At 62.6% G+C, this 15,301-nt stretch carries 16 protein-coding genes; all 16 read left to right on the top strand.

Annotated features, from left to right (window positions below):
• The first annotated feature begins 64 nt into the window (after window positions 1–64).
• Complete coding sequence (locus RQH62_RS05135; RefSeq protein ID WP_311267674.1) at window positions 65–670, top strand: hypothetical protein; 606 nt, start codon at window positions 65–67, stop codon at window positions 668–670.
• Window positions 671–785: 115 nt separating this feature from the next.
• Window positions 786–1,076, top strand: a complete 291-nt coding sequence (locus RQH62_RS05140) for a hypothetical protein (RefSeq protein WP_311267675.1) — start codon at window positions 786–788, stop codon at window positions 1,074–1,076.
• A 7-nt stretch (window positions 1,077–1,083) separates the two neighbouring features.
• Window positions 1,084–1,398, top strand: coding sequence for a hypothetical protein (locus RQH62_RS05145; RefSeq protein ID WP_311267676.1), 315 nt, complete (start codon window positions 1,084–1,086; stop codon window positions 1,396–1,398).
• Window positions 1,399–1,554: 156 nt separating this feature from the next.
• Entirely contained in the window at window positions 1,555–2,055 is a 501-nt protein-coding gene (locus tag RQH62_RS05150) for a hypothetical protein (RefSeq protein WP_311267677.1), read from the top strand.
• A gap of 85 nt (window positions 2,056–2,140) precedes the next feature.
• On the top strand, window positions 2,141–2,575 hold the full coding sequence (locus tag RQH62_RS05155) for a hypothetical protein (RefSeq protein ID WP_311267678.1): 435 nt from the start codon (window positions 2,141–2,143) through the stop codon (window positions 2,573–2,575).
• 31 nt (window positions 2,576–2,606) lie between these two features.
• A complete protein-coding gene (locus RQH62_RS05160; protein ID WP_311267679.1) occupies window positions 2,607–3,494 on the top strand; it encodes a DUF1521 domain-containing protein in 888 nt (295 codons plus the stop codon).
• Window positions 3,495–3,619: 125 nt separating this feature from the next.
• Complete coding sequence (locus tag RQH62_RS05165) at window positions 3,620–4,771, top strand: DNA/RNA non-specific endonuclease (RefSeq protein WP_311267680.1); 1,152 nt, start codon at window positions 3,620–3,622, stop codon at window positions 4,769–4,771.
• 13 nt (window positions 4,772–4,784) lie between these two features.
• Entirely contained in the window at window positions 4,785–5,171 is a 387-nt protein-coding gene (locus tag RQH62_RS05170) for a hypothetical protein (protein WP_311267681.1), read from the top strand.
• Window positions 5,172–6,246: 1,075 nt separating this feature from the next.
• On the top strand, window positions 6,247–7,686 hold the full coding sequence (locus tag RQH62_RS05175) for a hypothetical protein (protein ID WP_311267682.1): 1,440 nt from the start codon (window positions 6,247–6,249) through the stop codon (window positions 7,684–7,686).
• Window positions 7,687–7,721: 35 nt separating this feature from the next.
• Window positions 7,722–8,108, top strand: a complete 387-nt coding sequence (locus RQH62_RS05180; RefSeq protein ID WP_311267683.1) for a hypothetical protein — start codon at window positions 7,722–7,724, stop codon at window positions 8,106–8,108.
• Between the two features lie 691 nt (window positions 8,109–8,799).
• Window positions 8,800–9,306 carry a sigma-70 family RNA polymerase sigma factor gene (locus RQH62_RS05185; protein WP_311267684.1) on the top strand — a complete coding sequence of 169 codons (507 nt, stop codon included), beginning with the start codon at window positions 8,800–8,802 and terminating at the stop codon, window positions 9,304–9,306.
• Between the two features lie 112 nt (window positions 9,307–9,418).
• Window positions 9,419–10,390, top strand: a complete 972-nt coding sequence (locus tag RQH62_RS05190) for a FecR domain-containing protein (RefSeq protein WP_311267685.1) — start codon at window positions 9,419–9,421, stop codon at window positions 10,388–10,390.
• Between the two features lie 162 nt (window positions 10,391–10,552).
• Complete coding sequence (locus RQH62_RS05195) at window positions 10,553–13,060, top strand: TonB-dependent siderophore receptor (protein WP_311267686.1); 2,508 nt, start codon at window positions 10,553–10,555, stop codon at window positions 13,058–13,060.
• A gap of 121 nt (window positions 13,061–13,181) precedes the next feature.
• The gene (locus RQH62_RS05200) at window positions 13,182–14,732 is read left to right on the top strand and encodes a PepSY-associated TM helix domain-containing protein (RefSeq protein WP_311268098.1); all 1,551 of its coding nucleotides are present in this window, start codon (window positions 13,182–13,184) and stop codon (window positions 14,730–14,732) included.
• On the top strand, window positions 14,729–15,022 hold the full coding sequence (locus tag RQH62_RS05205; RefSeq protein ID WP_311267687.1) for a hypothetical protein: 294 nt from the start codon (window positions 14,729–14,731) through the stop codon (window positions 15,020–15,022). Before RQH62_RS05200 ends, RQH62_RS05205 begins: the two co-directional genes overlap by 4 nt.
• Complete coding sequence (locus RQH62_RS24930; protein ID WP_405053514.1) at window positions 15,019–15,300, top strand: DUF3325 domain-containing protein; 282 nt, start codon at window positions 15,019–15,021, stop codon at window positions 15,298–15,300. Before RQH62_RS05205 ends, RQH62_RS24930 begins: the two co-directional genes overlap by 4 nt.
• The last annotated feature ends 1 nt before the right edge of the window (window position 15,301 follow it).

Raw genomic sequence — 15,301 nt, forward strand, 5'->3', positions numbered from 1 at the left:
GTTCGGCGCCGCCAGTCATCGCCGCCCCGCGGCGCCCAACAGGTTCCATATCAGGAGAATGTCCATGTTCGGCCTTGATTCCCTTAACCCCATCTCCATGCTCGCCACCGCCGCTTTCGGTCCGCTCGGCGGCATCGTCGCCCAACTGGCGCAGCAGGTCATCGGCCAGTTCGGCCAGCAGCTGATCGGTCAGCTAGGCCAGCAGATCGGCGCGCCGCAGAGCGCGATCGACGATGCGACCAACAGCTTCTTCGACCAGATCGGCGGCTTCCAGGGCGGCCAGTCCAACAGCCTGGACGATGCCATCGCTCAGTTCGGTGAAGCCAATGGCGCCACCCCGACCGAAATCGGTCAGGCCCAGAGCGACTTCCAGGATGCGATCCAGGATATCCTGCGCGACCTGTCGGAAGGCGACGACGTCAAGGATGCCAAGTCGAGCGGCGGCAAGGCAGCCGGCTGGCTGATGGCCATGGCCCGCGAACTGGGCGGCAAGATGGACAGCATGGCCAAGGATCTGTCGCGCCTGTCGAAGGAAGCCGATGGCACCAATCCGGGCGCCTCGACCGAATTCACCGCCATGTCGCAGCAGTTCGGCATCCTGTCGAACGCCGCTTCGACCGGCCTCAAGGCGATCGGCGAAGCCATGTCGAACATGGCGCGCAAGCAGTAATCCTGCCGCGTTTGCCGCACGGTTCGGGGGTTGGCGCGTTGGCGCTGGCCCCCTTGTCCGTTACGCTCCGAATCCTGCACGCACGATACGCCGTCAAACTGAAAAGGATGATGTGATGAGGAAAATGGCGATTGCAGTGGCGGTCCTGACCGCTGCGCTCTGGGCAGTGCCCGCATCGGCCCAGCTCGACCCCATGTCTTATGGGGAAGCCTCGGCCAATCTGGGGCGCGTTCAGGTCATGAACAATGCCATCAACCGGCAGGCGCGCTCCGGTTCGTCCGCCCTGACCACCAAGCAGCGGGCGCAGGCGACCTGCGCGAACAAGGGCTCTCTAAAGGCGAAATATGGCGCCGACGATGCCCGCACGAAAAAGCTCTACAGTCTCTGCGCTCAGGCGGGTTATTGATCGCGTCATGGTCCGCCTGACTATGGCAGTCTGCCTCGTCCTCGCCCCCGCCGCAGTTGGGGCGCAGGACATCGCCCCCGTCATCAGCCCCGGACAGGTGGCCGAAGGGCTATATTACCGTTCTCGTATGGAAGCGCAGGCGAAGGCGACCCGCAACCGCCAATCCGGGGCGGGGGCAAGCGCCACCCGTGCTCGTCCGCCGCTCACCCGCGACCGCCAGCAGCAGATTTGCGCCAGCCGCCCCTTCTTTCGCGAGAAGATGGGTGCCGACGATCCGCAAGTGCTGAAACTGGATTCGCTCTGCACCAAGGCCGGCTTCTGATTCGGGCTCCGGCCCGTTCGCCCTGAGCCTGTCGAAGGGCGTCGTTCCATACCCCTAATCGATCCGACTACATCGCTAGTCTAATCGCGGACTGAACCTCCGATGCCCTGCGGGTAGCATCATCCGATCCCGTGGAAAGCGGCAAGGAGGAAGTCCATGCTCGAATCGATCCTGTCGGATGTCGTTGCCCTGCGCTGGTCGCTGCCATTGCGGACCCCGCAGGACAGCCGTGATGAGGCGAACTGGAACGCCGCCGAATCCGGCGCGGTGCGCGACATGCTGGTGAACAGTCCGCTCGTCTTTCCGCGCATCGCCCATGTCTATCTGGTGCAGGGCGGCGCGGTCGCCGACAGCGAAGGCGGTGCGGAACAGTGCTTCTCCCCCTCGACCGAACCGAGCTTCGATATTGGCGGCGGCTATGCGCTGCGCTTTGACAGCGCGCGTGCTACCATCGCGCTGGCGCATGGCGATGACGAAATCCCGCTCTGGGGCGAAGGCGGCATCGCTGCCCATGCTGCTTATGCACTGCCGGATGGCACCCGTATCGTGATCGAGTCCGTTCCCGCCGCCGATCATCCCGATGCCGTGATCCCCGCCCGCATCAGCGTGGAGAATGCAGCCGGCACCACGACCCTCTCCGCTAGTCGATCCGACTAGCCCGCTAGTCGGATCGCGGAGCGCGCTACGCCTGCCGATCTGCTCTTATCATCGCATAACCCAGCTCCAACGGACGGACCCCATCATGACCATCGACCCCAGCATCAGCAGCGCCGGCCCGATCGGCGCCATCAGCGCCGTGGGTGAGGGCGCGCGGGGCGCTAGCCCGGTCGATGCGATCCGCGCCGTCGCAACCAATGTCGTGTCCGGCGTCGCCGCCAGCTTCGGCCTACTCCCCGTCACCGCATCGGGGCAGGGTGACGTCTACGGCCTGCGCGCAGCGTCCGATGCGCTGGGGGAAGCGCTGGGTGGATCGGCCGCCGATCAGGGCGCGCTGACCCGCGCGGTCGAAGATTTCGCGAGCGTCGTCGCCACCGACATGACGGCCTATGCCGACGGCCGCACACTCACCCTGGTGGACGGCGCCCTTGCCGCTTCCACCCTGGCAACCGCCGGCGACATCGCCGGCATCATCGATGGCCTCGACCAGGCGCGCGTCGCGCTGGAGGGCGCCCGGTAACATTCAGCTTTGGAAGAGGAAGGGAATGGTCATGACGACGATCATCAACAATAATTTCAACCTGAACTTCGCCGTCAATAATAATTTCGGCAGCAATCCTGCGACCGCGCTGCGCAGCGGTTTCTCCACCCAGCTAGCCGCCGGCCTCGTCGCCAGCTATTTCCAGCCGCTCTTCGCCAGCGCCTTCGCCTCGGCCACGCTGCCGATGCTGCTGAACTTCCAGGGTGGCCAGGTGCGGCAGGAACCGGACGGCGCCTCTTCCTTCACCCCGACGGAAGGCGCCAGCTGGACCGCCTCGCTCCAGAATGAGAGCGAGGGCAAGATCGACCTGGGCGATGGCTATCGGCTGGAACTGGACGAGCGCAATTCGGAAGTCCGCATCTATAACGACAATACCGGCGAAACGACCCGCATCTGGGGCGATCCGCATGTCGAGATCGACGGCCAGCATGCCTTCGACTTCTGGGGCAAGACGACCTTCGAGCTGGAAAATGGCACGAAGATCACGATCGGTACCGAGCAGGTCACCGGCAATCCCGACGCCTATGTCGCCAGCCAACTGACCATTACCAAGGGCGATCAGGCGATCGTCGTCGATGGCATCAGCCAGAATGAACTGGGCGACCTGTCCATCACCCACTCGAACAATGGCTATGCGCTGGACGCGGCCACCGGCGACGGCTTCGTGCTCAATGAAAATGCCACCGGCGCCGGCTGGCGGTCGGAATGGACGGGCGAAGTCGCGACCCAGGCGGATCTGGACGCCACGCGCATCGGCGCAGCTTATGGTCCGGGCAGCGAAACCCCCAGCCTCGGTGAAATCAGCAATCAACTGACCAGCTTCCTGCTGGCAGGCATTGCCACTTCCATTCTCGCAGCGGCGTTCGACGGCGGCAATAACAGCTATCGCCGCGCCTGACGTCGCCGGGGCGGCCAACCCCCCGCTTATTCCCCCGGCCGCCCCGACCCCCATTCATCAGAGCAGGGCTATGGCCGACCGGTACCGGCTCGCCCTGCGCTCCACGAGGTATCGAGGGTGTAATCATGGGTACGCAAGCTGCTGACAGCATAGGCCAGAGCCAGGCGGGCACAGGCTCGAACACGTCCACTTCGGCCGACGTCGCGACCGGCATGGTGAGAGAGCATCGCACCGCTGGCACCCTCGATACAACCGCGCTCGCCGCGGATGTTCAGGCGCGCACGGCGGGTGATCCGCAGGCGCGGGCCGATCTCACCGCCCAACTGGACGCGCAATTGTCGCCGGTGGAGCAGGGCCAGTTCAGTGCTGCCCTGCACGCCGCGAACGACAATGGCGCGCAGCCCCCGTCGGAGGAAGGCATCGGTGCCTTCTTCGACGGGCTGGTGAAGGGCGACTTCAGCGGCAATAATAGCTGGTCCGCCACCGCCGGGCAGGTGATCGGCGGCTTCATCCCGGTCGTCGGCCAGATCGGCGACGCCCGCGACACCGTCTCCGCCATTGGCGGCGTGATAGAGGGCAAGGAAGGCGCCTGGGGCAATCTCGGCCTCACCGCGCTCGGCTGGGTGCCCGGTATTGGCGACGCGGCCAAGGGCGCAATCCGGGGCGGCGAAAAGGCGTTCGATGCTGGCACCGAAGTCGCACAGCAGGCGACCCGCCATGCCGACGACGTGGCTGACGGCGCAGGTGATGTGACCAAGCAGGCCGACGAACTGGCGGGCGTGGTGAAGACCGCAAAGGTTGGCCAGAATGAAGTCCGCTGGACCGCAAACGCCGACGGGCTGCCGGTCCATGCCGAAGCCACGCTCAAGGAAGTGCATGACGGGGCGCCCCGCTCCAGCGCGGAGCAGAAGGCGCAGAGCCAGACCGGCAAGTCGGGCAATGACGGCGATCAGGGCGGCCACATCATCGGCCACCGCTTCATGCCCGATCAGGGCGTCAAGAACATGTTCCCGCAGGCCGGCCAGTTCAACAACAGCGCCTATCGCACCATGGAAAATGAATGGGCCGACTGGGTCAAGGCCGGGGCGGAGGTCCGCGTCAATGTCGACCTGAAAGATTATCAGGGCGTCCGGCCCGACACGGTCAATGTCAGCTATGATATCTATGACAAGGGCGGCGACCTGATCTATCAGGGCGGTGAGCGGTTCAAGAACGAAGCCGGGCAGGTCTTTGACCGCGTGCCCAAGGCTGATATCGAAGCCTTGCTTAACCAGTAAAGGACTGCCCCGCATGGGATTCGACCAGGCGCTAGCCGACAGGACGTTGAACGAACTCGGCCAGCAGATCATCGCCGACCCGCGCTATGCCGGGCAGGACTGGCAGGGGATCGCCGTGGTGGTGCAGGTACAGCCGCGCCAGCGCCTGTTCGGCTATGTCTACCGCCCCGACGGCAGCTGGACCGCCGGCATGCCGGACATGGACGCCACCCTCGACAAGGCGATCGCTTTGTCGAAGGCGATGCAGGTGGACGGCAAGGACGCTTGGAAAAGCTGCCTGATCCAGATCGCCCGCCCCGGCCCGCAGCTCAAGGCCGACTTCGAATATGAAGACGGCGCGCGCTGGAACATCACGCCCGCCAATCTGAAGGCGCAGGTCGAGCAACTCAGGCCGCGCTGACGCAGGCGCCCACCGCTCACCTCCCTACATTAGGCAGCGAGAAGCAAGCGCGGGTGGGGCGTACCCCAATCCGTGTCCGGAAGCGACCAGATGCGGATGCAAATCCTCGCCTGAAAGGGGAGGTGGAGCGCGAAGCGGCTCGGAGGGGTAGGGTGCCTCCAATCCGTTTTTTCGTGCCGCGAGCTACCCCTCCGTCAGGCCTTCGGCCTGCCACCTCCCCTTTCAGGGAAGGAATGGTAACAGCCGATAACAACCAATGACGAACTGATCATGCCCCTTCCCACTTACCCAATAGCCGTCACCCCAGCGAAGGCTGGGGTCGCAAGCGACAATAGAAGGAAGCTGGCCGTCTTGCGCTATCCGTCAATGCAGCGTGCGCCTGCCTGAGATCCCAGCCTTCGCTGGGATGACGGTTGAAGGTCAAATTAATGGACAAGTCCGCTACCGACCAGAAGTGGACATGTCCCCCCTCCCGTTTACGGGAGGGGGCTAGGGGGTGGGCTGGGCGTCGCGACAGCCCACCCCGCTGCGACTAACGCGCTGCGCGCGCAAGTCTCGCCGCCCCTCCCGCAGGCGGGAGGGGAATGGCCGCTCTCCACCCCTTTCCGTCATTCCCGCGAAGGCGGGAACCCATCTCCTGACCTCGCCTCAAGCATCACGCTGAGGAAATGGGTAGCGTTTGCGGGGACGACCTTCCAGTAAATGGCATGCCAGCCAAAAGCCTTCCAAAATAGGCTTTCCTCTGATCTATCCTGTCGGATGGAACCGACACGCCCTTTCGCCACCCCTGTCCTTTCGCCCCGTCCCCTGTCGCGGCCCGGTCGCGCGTCAGTCGCGCGATCGTCGCACCCCCGTGATCTGCCTGTGATCCCCTTGTCGCATCCGTGCCGCGTCCGTGGCGCTTCGCGAGCGCCTCGCGAACGCTTCGACCCGAAAAAAGCCGACGACACTGTGAACTTCGCCCGTCGCGTGCCGGTGACCCTAATCATATCGACTAGGCCCCTAGTCGAAACGGGGAGGGGCTTTACCGCCCGGATCGGCGACAATCGGAGAAGCAGAATAAGGAGCACCCGCCATGACCGATCCCGTCGGCGATGCCGTCAGCCATATTCATGACACGCTCGACACGTCGGGCTGGTTCAACACCGTCACCAATGGCGAGACGAAAGACATCGTCGGCACGCTGGCGTCGCTCCCCGCCGATCAGGCCGACCAGACGATCGACCGGCTCCAACAGTCGGGCGACCTGGACCGCGTCGCCGATGAGGTGATGGACGGCGACTGGTTCGGCAATGGCGGCCTGTCGGGCGACGAGCGCCGCGCCTTCCTGTCCGACATGGCGGGCAAGCTGGACGGCGACAGCCTCGCTGCCCTGTCGGATGCCTTCGCCCGCGCCGACAATGGCGGCTTCGATCCCGTCACCGAACTGGGCGATGCCGTCGCCACCCATGCCGCGCCGCAGACCAAGGTCGACTATATCGCCGCGATGAAAAGCGCGGTCGATGACGCCAGCCAGTCCAGCTATGGCCTCGGCTATAGCGGCACCCAATTGCAGGATGCCGAGGCGACGGCGGTGGGCGACGTCCTGGCCTCCCTACGCGGCAGCTATGCGGAGGCGGGCTTCAACGCCATTGGCGACAAGCTCCCCGACGTGCTGACCTCCGCGCTGGACGGCCAGATGACGACCATCGCCAGTCAGGCGGGCGCCACGAACACCATCACGTGGAACGCCGACAGCTATGAGGCGATCATGGGCGCCGCCGCGTCCATGGGCAATGCGGACCTGAAGGCGCAAATTTTCGACGCCGGGGTCCACACCATGCGGGAAGTGCGCGACACCAACACTATCTTCGGCGGCCTGACCGTGGTCGGCAAGGATGACGCGATGCGTCAGATGACCAATGGCCTGACCGCCATCATCGACAGCGACACCACCGGCGTCATGGACGAACTGACCTTCAACCAGTCGACCATGGATGGCTCCAGCTTCGCCGCCTATGCCAAGGAAATGCTGAATCAGGATCGCGAGGCGGAACTGGGGCAGCAGATGGGCCGGCTTCAGGTCGGCAACTATAGCAGCGAGAATCCCGTCGAGCGGTTGAACGCGGTCGAAACTGTCCCCGGCACGACGCAGGAACGGCGCGCCAATGCCGGTGCGCTCGGCTATTTCGTCGGCGGCGTCTATGCCGCCACGCAGGCCCGGTCGCAGGATGTGGCCGAACAGCGCGAGACGGTGACGGCCATCCTCAAATCCGCGCTGACCGTGGTGGACAAGGTCGCTTCGCTGGGCGGCCCGACCGGTCGGGTGATCGCGGGCGGGGCGGCCGTGGGCAAGGAATGGATGCAGATCGCGGTCAAAAATGCTATCGCAGACGAAGGGAGCGCGGCCGGCATCCGGCTGGAACGCGCCGCCCTGCCGGTCAATGCGCAGACGGGGGAATTGGGCGTGGGCGACAATGTGGCGAGCGCCTTCGAGGATCGTCTGGCCTCCGTGACCCGGACGGCGCAGCCCTGATCGCGCGCGCGCTCCTGCCTCTGGTCACCTCGATCATGCTCCTGACCGGCGGATGCGGCAAGGCGGTGGGGCAGGGGGACTTGCCACCCTTGCCAGCCGGGCTGGTCGATAGCGCGGAAAATCCATTGGGCGACGCCGCCAATGCCCGCATGACCCACGCCGGCCATGCGCTGCGCGACCGGATCGAACCGCAATGGGGGCATCTCGACAGTCGTCTTTATCGGCTGCCGATCGAACGCTGTCGCGGGTTTGCGGCGACCGTGCGACAGGGCATCCCAGCCGGATGGCAGGAGCAGGCCCTTGGAGCCGCCGCGCGGGGCATGGCGTCGGTCGCCTTTGCGAGGGGCGGGCGCATCATCGTCTATCTCTGGTCGACCGGCGTGCGCCGTGACGGCTGCGCGCTGGCCATCCTGCACAATTGATCTGGCGGATCTGTTCATCGCACGCGGCCCGCCAGCGGATATCCGGTCCGATCACGTCCCATGTCGGGGAACAGCGCGGGGGAATAGGCCAGCGGATCTTGCTGCGCCGAGGATGATCGGTGCTGATGGCTTTTTGATCCATCTTTTAGAAATGCGCTCTCGGCCATAGCAAATATAGGTTCCAGCGGTCACGTGGGTCGTGGTCCTCGCCGTCCTCAAGATGTGAACGAATGCCAGATGGAAAACCCGAACATTATCTACAGGGTCACGGCAGCGTCCTTGCGGCTGCACGGACGGATCGCACAGGCGAGGTGCGGCGCTCCGCACCCACTCTTGCGCTTGACTTGGCGAATGCGCCAATCGCGCCGTCGTCCAAGCATATCCAGCACAGGGAGCAAGATTCTGGTGGAGCGTGAAGCCGCCGCAGAATGTGGTCGCGCTTTGTCCCAGCCTGCGGCTAACCGAAATCTACGATATCGCTCGGAAATGCGGCGCAGTGGTTTGGCTTGTGGCGACCGCCAAAGCCCTTCCGCCCGTTCTTTCCGAACGTGGAATCGCGAAACGTTGCAGAAAGATCGCAACCAGACTAAGGGGTATGATAATCATTATCATTAAAGCCATGGGGTTCATGGGGGATGCGCTGAACAGATAGCGTAACTTGCCTGCCGTCATAGAGGAACATGCTGTCGCCGTGCCGCAGGAACGGACCGCCTCTGCACTTTACAGCACGCATCGCGCGGCATTGGTGGCATATGCTGCCGCCATTGTTGGGGGCCGTGCACAGGCAGAGGATGTTGTTCAGGATGCGTGGCTGCGAATACAGCATGCGGAGCGCAACCGGTTGCTGGACGAACCGCTGCGCTATTTCTATCGCGTCGTTCGCAATCTGGCTCTCGATAGAATTCGGGTGATCAAGCGGGAAAGTCGCCGGAACGTGGAGGATATGGCTCCGGAACTGACCGCCGTCCTTGATGAGGCACCTTCCCCAGAGGATATCGCACTCGCTCGCGACGAGTTGAAGCGCGTGATCGAGAGCATGGCCGAACTCCCGGAGCGGACCCGTACCGCTCTGCTGATGCACCGCGTCGAAGGGTGTAAACTCAAGGAAATCGCAGCCCATCTGGATATATCGGTTTCCCTGGCACATGCGCTTGTGGCTGATGCCATGCGCCACTGCGGCCGCGTGGTAGCACGGTGAAACGCATGCAAATCCGCCTTTCGTCTGAAAAAATGGCCCCCCGGATCGTTGATGCTCGGAACGACTGCGTGTTTCTGATCGACGAAGCGCGTGTAACGGATATGGGGCCAGCATGAACGCAACGCCTTCCCCATCGGAAGATCGCGCCGCCGATGAAGCGATTGACTGGATCATTCTGCTCGCCGAGGAGCCTGACGATCAGGATTTGCGGGCGCGCTTCGATCTCTGGTTTGGCGCCGGCGCCGAAAATCAGGCGGCATGGCGCCATGCGAACAAGGTGTCCGCTCTGGTCGGTCAGAGCCAGAATGTGGCTTTCCTCGATCCATCGGTGGCAAAGGTCAGGTCGGTATCCGTCGTGCCGCAACGCCGATCCTGGCGATGGGCCGCAATTGCAGGGGCGGCCATAGCGGCGTGCCTTGCCGTTGTACTGGCGCCTGAGGCCATGCTGCACCTGCGGTCCGATCATCGGACAGGCACGGCGGAGCAACAAACCATAGCGCTGGAAGATGGCAGCCATATCAGGCTGGCGCCGCGCAGCGCGATCAGCGTGTCATTTGCGGATGGAGAGCGGCGTATCCATTTGCTTTCCGGCGAAGCTTATTTCGAGGTCGCGCGTAATGAACACAAGCCGTTCAAGGTTTGGACGGATCGAGCCGTAACCACTGTCCTGGGTACGGGCTTCGACGTCCGGCAAGGCAAAGACGCGACCGATGTGTCCGTCCGTCACGGCCGGGTTCAGGTGGAAAGGCTTGGCCATTCATCGGAGAGACGGATACTCACCGCTGGACAATGGGCCTCGGCCGGAGGAGATGGCCTGGCAGTTGGAGAGGGTGTCCCGGAACTGGTGGGTTCATGGAGCGCGGGCCAACTGGCTGTAGTGGACCGGCCGGTGGGCGAAGTGATCGCAGATATACGGGGCTACTATCATGGCATCATCATCGTGAGCGACAAGGGTATCGCGGCACGATCGGCATCGGGCAGCTTCAATATGGCCGATCCGGTGGCAGCGCTGGTCGCGCTTGTGCGTCCACATGGTGCCACCATACGCCAGATCACACCGTGGATAATCATAGTATCAAGCTGACATTGCTGGATATATTGCGGATATCCATTTTTTCCGAAAAATTCCCTGAAAAAGCGCTGCCCGGCATCGTTATGGCACGAGGCGTTGTTGCAATGAGTTTGCATTAGCAGGTCTGCCTCTTTGATAGACGGTTATTGGAGGCTGAATGTGTTTGCTGGGGGTTTGAATAGCGGTTTGGTGAAGCGGCACAGGATCATCAGTGCGTTGCTTCTCGGAGGCGCGGTGCTGGTGCCCAATGTGCTGGTGGCAAAGCCCGCTTCCGCGCAAACGGGCGGGCCGCGCAGCTTTAACATCGGGCCGCAAAATCTGGACCGGGCGCTGGCGATTTTCGGGGCGCAGTCTGGCCTGCAAGTCACCGTGGATGGCGCACAAATCCGCGGAGTCAAAACGCAAGGCGCGTCTGGCACGATGTCGCGCGAGCAGGCGCTGTCGACGCTGTTGACAGGGACGGGCTTCACATATCGCTATGCCGGCGCGAACACTGTCCTGATCGAAGGCGTGCCCGAAGTCGCGGATGGTTCCATCTCGCTCGGTCCGGTCAGGGTTGAAGGTTCAAACGGTTCGGGCGGACTGGGTGCCAGCATCAGTTCGGACATGCTCGCCTCCGAAGGGACGGGTTCCTACACATCGCGCGGCGCCGTCACCTCGTCCAAGCTGCCGCTGAGCCTACGCGAGACGCCGCAGTCCGTCACGGTCATTACCCGGCAACAGATCGAAGACCGCAATTTCATCACGATCGACGAGGCCGTCGAATCCTCGACCGGCATTACTGCCGAAGCGTTCAACCTCGGCTCGCTTCAGTTCAAGTCCCGCGGTTTCGATATGGGATCGGGGCAGATCGACGGCATGATGGGCGTGGGCGGCTCGACCGGCGGCTATACCCCCAACATCGCGATGTTCGATCGTATCGAGGTCATGCGCGGCGCGGCCGGGCTTGTGGCCGGGCGAGGATATCCGGGCGGCGTGGTCAATCTCATTCGCAAGCGCCCACTGAACGAGGAGCGTTACGGCGTTGTCCTGCATGCCGGCACGTGGAACCAGTTTCGCGGCGAAGTCGACATCAACGTGCCGGTTACAAGCTGGCTGCGCGTACGCACGGTCGCCGCCTATGAAGACCGTGAGTTCTTCACCGATCTCGTCCATGCCAAGCGGCCGATGATCTATGGTGTCGCAGAAGCGGACGCCACGCCGACGACCTTGCTGAGCGTGGGCGCAAGCTATGAAGAAAATAACACCAGTTCGTTCTTCAACAGCGGCTTGCCCTGGTTTTCCGATGGACGCGATTCCCATTTGCCGCGTTCCTCGCGCGGTATTGCGCCGGGCTGGAACTATTTCGATGTGAACGCGACGAACGTCTTCGGTTCGGTCGAGCAGAAGCTGGGCAGTTCGTGGAAAGCAAAGGTCCAGATCAACCATCAGCGCTGGTCGCAGGATTATGTCGCCCCGAACGCGATCCCGACGGCCATCGACCCCGACACCCTGATCGGCCCGCGATTGAGGGCTACGGTACAGAATCTGCTGTCCACCACCGAGACGATAGCGTTCGAAGGGCAGATTGATGGTAGTGTCCAGCTTCTGGGCAGGACACATGAAGTGGCGATGGGCGCCAGTTACTCGCGCCAGAAGGACTTCGACAATCAAGCCAGATCGGCGACGATCGACGCCACGGCTCGGCCTATTTTCGGAGCTGATCCTTGGGCAGTCGCACAGCCGGTCTTTGGTGATTTCGCCCCCACGGGCTATACTGCAAAGGTCGTGCAGCAAGGCATCTGGGGCGTTGCGCGGCTCAATGTGGCCGATCCGCTCAAGGTCATTCTGGGCGCGCGGCTCAGCAACTATGAATCCGGCGCGCGATATTATGTCGGTGGCGATTACACAACGCTAAAGCAGAAGCATGTCTTCACGCCCTATGGTGGCGTGGTGTTCGATTTCGCCAGCAACTGGTCGCTCTACGCCAGCTATGCCGAGATTTTCCGCGATCAGAACAGCATGTTCAAGGCAGATGGTTCCCCCCTGCCGCCGGTAACCGGTATGAACTATGAACTGGGTACCAAGGGCGAATTCTACGACGGCAAGCTGAACGTCTCCTTCGCGATCTTCCGGGTTGTCGAAAGCAACCGCGCCCAGACCGATCCGGACAATCCCGCTCCTTGCGCAGGCGCGCCGACGGCCGAGGAATGCTACATCGCCGACGGCAAAGTCCGCGGTCAGGGCTTCGAGGCGGAAGTGTCCGGCGAAGTGCTGCCCGGCTTCGAGATCACCGCAGGCTATACCTATACCGACACCAAATATCTGCGAGATCGTACTGCTACCGGCGAAGCCAGCGAATATGAGGGTGCGGATTTCAGTGGCATTACCCCACGGCATCTGCTGCGCGTCTGGGGCAATTATAAGCTGTCTGGCGCGCTCGAGGGCATATCGATCGGCGCGGGCATCAATGCGCAAAGCCGCATTTACAGCAGCTCCAATGGTACGGACATTGCCGAGCAGAAACGCTATGCGATCGTCAATGGCCGCCTTGGCTACCGTGTGAACGAGAATATCTCGCTCGCCCTGATCGGCAACAACCTGTTCGACAAGCGCTATTGGCAGCGCCTGTATTCGTGGAGCACCGGCAACCGCTATGGCGAGCCGCGCTCCATTCTGGTGAACGCCCGGATCACCTATTGATGAAGGAGCGGATCGGCGCGCCGCGGAACATGACGGGATGAAGGACAGCTTTCGCCAGTCCATGGCCTGGCTGCATAGATGGACGGGCCTGATCGTCGGCTGGGTTCTCTATTTCGTGTTCATGACCGGCACCGCCGGCTATTTCGATGAGGAGATCACGCTCTGGATGCAGCCGGAAGCGCCGCCCGTCACATCGGCGGCGGCGCTTCCGGCTGCCGAGATCGTAGGCAGGGCGCAGGCTGTTCTGCAAGTCAGGGCGCCTGACGCCGAGCGTTGGTCGCTTGATCCGTCTTGGGATCGGTTAGGGCATGATTGGTATATTTCCTGGTCCTCGGACGGACAAGCGCAGGACCATATCATCATCGACCCGGTGACCGGCGATCAGCGTCGACCCGTCCTGCTTCGGGAAACGGCTGGCGGCGTCGGCCTCTATCGGCTGCACTACCAACTACATTACATGTCCGAACATAGCGCAATCCTGATCGTAGGCGCCTGTACGATGCTGATGCTGCTGGCGATCCTGAGCGGGATCGTCACGCATAAGAAAATATTCAAGGACTTTTTCACCTTCCGACCCGACAAGGGCCAGCGCAGTTGGCTCGACATGCACAATATCGTCAGCGTGACGGCACTGCCCTTCTTTCTGGTCATGACGTACAGCGGCCTGATCTTCTTCATGTATGCCTATATGCCAGCTGCAATGAACGTCGCTTATGGCAGCGATGCGATCTGGCCCAACGACGGCTACAGCAATCCGCTCAACCCACGTGCCAACAACAGTTTCGATGGCGAGGTGGAACCGGGAAAGCGCGCGTCCATCCACGCCCGCGCTCCTTGGGCCAGTCCTCTGACGGACCTTTCACGCCTTGTGCGTGTCGCGGAAGGGGAGTGGGGCCAAGGCCGCATAGGCGGTATTTCCATTGCGCATCCGGGACGCAGCGATTCCCGCATCACCTTCCTCTTCATGGACAGCGGATTGGTCTATAACAGCCGCAGGACGCTCGTCTTCGACGGTGTGACCGGCCGGAATCTGTCGCCACCGCCATTCCGGCAGGGCGCGCCATGGCTAGTCCAGAACGGTATGATTGCTCTTCATGAGGGCCTGTTCGCCGGCCCCCTGCTGCGCTGGTTCTATTTCCTGTCGGGCTTGCTCGGCTGCGGCATGATTGCGACCGGGCTGATTCTGTGGACCGTCAAGCGCCGGCAAAAACAGCAGCGCGGCGACGGTGATGCCTTTTCCTATCGGCTTGTCGAAATTCTCAACATCGGCACGATCGTCGGGCTGCCGTTGGGCATCGCTGCCTATTTCTTGGCGAACCGCCTGCTGCCCGTTGGTCTGGCGGCGCGCCCAGCCTGGGAATATCATGCACTGTTCGCGACTATGGGAGCAGCTTTTCTTTGGGCGACAGTGCGTCGCTCGGCCGGACAAGCCTGGACGGACCTGCTGTGGATTGCGGCGCTGGCCTTCCTGTCGCTGCCCCTGCTGAATGCTGCAACGACCAACAGGCATTTGGGAACCAGCATCCTGGGCGGCGAGTGGGTTCTGGCCAGCTTTGACCTGACCATGTTCGCGATCGGCACTCTACTGGGGGTCGCCGCTTTCATGGTGAAGCGCGGACAAACGGGGCCTGATCTTCCTGTGCGAGGGCGCAGGATGGGGCCTGCTGCATGATGTCCGGCTGGCGTTATCGCTTGAACATTCTCTCCCGGATACTGGCGGGCTTCGGGGGCGGTTATGTGCTGACCTCGCTGATAGTGACATTTGCATCGCTATGCTTGCCGGGCAACAAGGCCTCGGCCGTATTGATGGCAACCATGCCGGGGTTCCTGATCTACGCCATGGTGATCATGGCAGTGTTTCACACGCGCAATTTGCTTAAGGCTTGGATCTGGATCGCCGGGGGGAGCGGATCGCTGGCGATGGCTGTCCTGTTGTTTGCGAACCGAGGGGCGGGCGGGTGATAGCTCTACTGGCTTTTGGTCCGGCGGTGCTGGGGACGTTTCTGTTGGCCCTGTCGATGTCCAAACATTATCGGGATCTCCTTGGAAGGCCGCCTTCTGGAACCATGCCTCTGGTTTTCCGGATGGCGGGCTGGACTTTGATAGTGACGTCCCTCGGGGTGGCGATTGTGATCGAGGGCAGCGCGGTAGGCGCTGTCCTCTGGATCGGGCTTCTCATGGTAGCGGCACAGCTTGTTGCGCTGATGCTGACTTGTAGGGATAGATGGCGAGCGATTTAAT

This window comes from Sphingobium sp. WCS2017Hpa-17, from assembly GCF_031843765.1.
In the GTDB taxonomy this organism is placed as follows: Bacteria; Pseudomonadota; Alphaproteobacteria; order Sphingomonadales; family Sphingomonadaceae; genus Sphingobium.

Bases quoted from the DNA above. Each gene is read 5' to 3' on its own strand.
- RQH62_RS05180 (WP_311267683.1), top strand. From the start codon at position 7,722: ATGCTCCTGACCGGCGGATGCGGCAAGGCGGTGGGGCAGGGGGACTTG.
- RQH62_RS05205 (WP_311267687.1), top strand. From the start codon at position 14,729: ATGATGTCCGGCTGGCGTTATCGCTTGAACATTCTCTCCCGGATACTG.
- RQH62_RS05135 (WP_311267674.1), top strand. From the start codon at position 65: ATGTTCGGCCTTGATTCCCTTAACCCCATCTCCATGCTCGCCACCGCC.
- RQH62_RS05190 (WP_311267685.1), top strand. From the start codon at position 9,419: ATGAACGCAACGCCTTCCCCATCGGAAGATCGCGCCGCCGATGAAGCG.
- RQH62_RS05160 (WP_311267679.1), top strand. From the start codon at position 2,607: ATGACGACGATCATCAACAATAATTTCAACCTGAACTTCGCCGTCAAT.
- RQH62_RS05145 (WP_311267676.1), top strand. From the start codon at position 1,084: ATGGTCCGCCTGACTATGGCAGTCTGCCTCGTCCTCGCCCCCGCCGCA.
- RQH62_RS05155 (WP_311267678.1), top strand. From the start codon at position 2,141: ATGACCATCGACCCCAGCATCAGCAGCGCCGGCCCGATCGGCGCCATC.
- RQH62_RS05150 (WP_311267677.1), top strand. From the start codon at position 1,555: ATGCTCGAATCGATCCTGTCGGATGTCGTTGCCCTGCGCTGGTCGCTG.
- RQH62_RS05200 (WP_311268098.1), top strand. From the start codon at position 13,182: ATGACCGGCACCGCCGGCTATTTCGATGAGGAGATCACGCTCTGGATG.
- RQH62_RS05175 (WP_311267682.1), top strand. From the start codon at position 6,247: ATGACCGATCCCGTCGGCGATGCCGTCAGCCATATTCATGACACGCTC.
- RQH62_RS05140 (WP_311267675.1), top strand. From the start codon at position 786: ATGAGGAAAATGGCGATTGCAGTGGCGGTCCTGACCGCTGCGCTCTGG.
- RQH62_RS05170 (WP_311267681.1), top strand. From the start codon at position 4,785: ATGGGATTCGACCAGGCGCTAGCCGACAGGACGTTGAACGAACTCGGC.
- RQH62_RS05165 (WP_311267680.1), top strand. From the start codon at position 3,620: ATGGGTACGCAAGCTGCTGACAGCATAGGCCAGAGCCAGGCGGGCACA.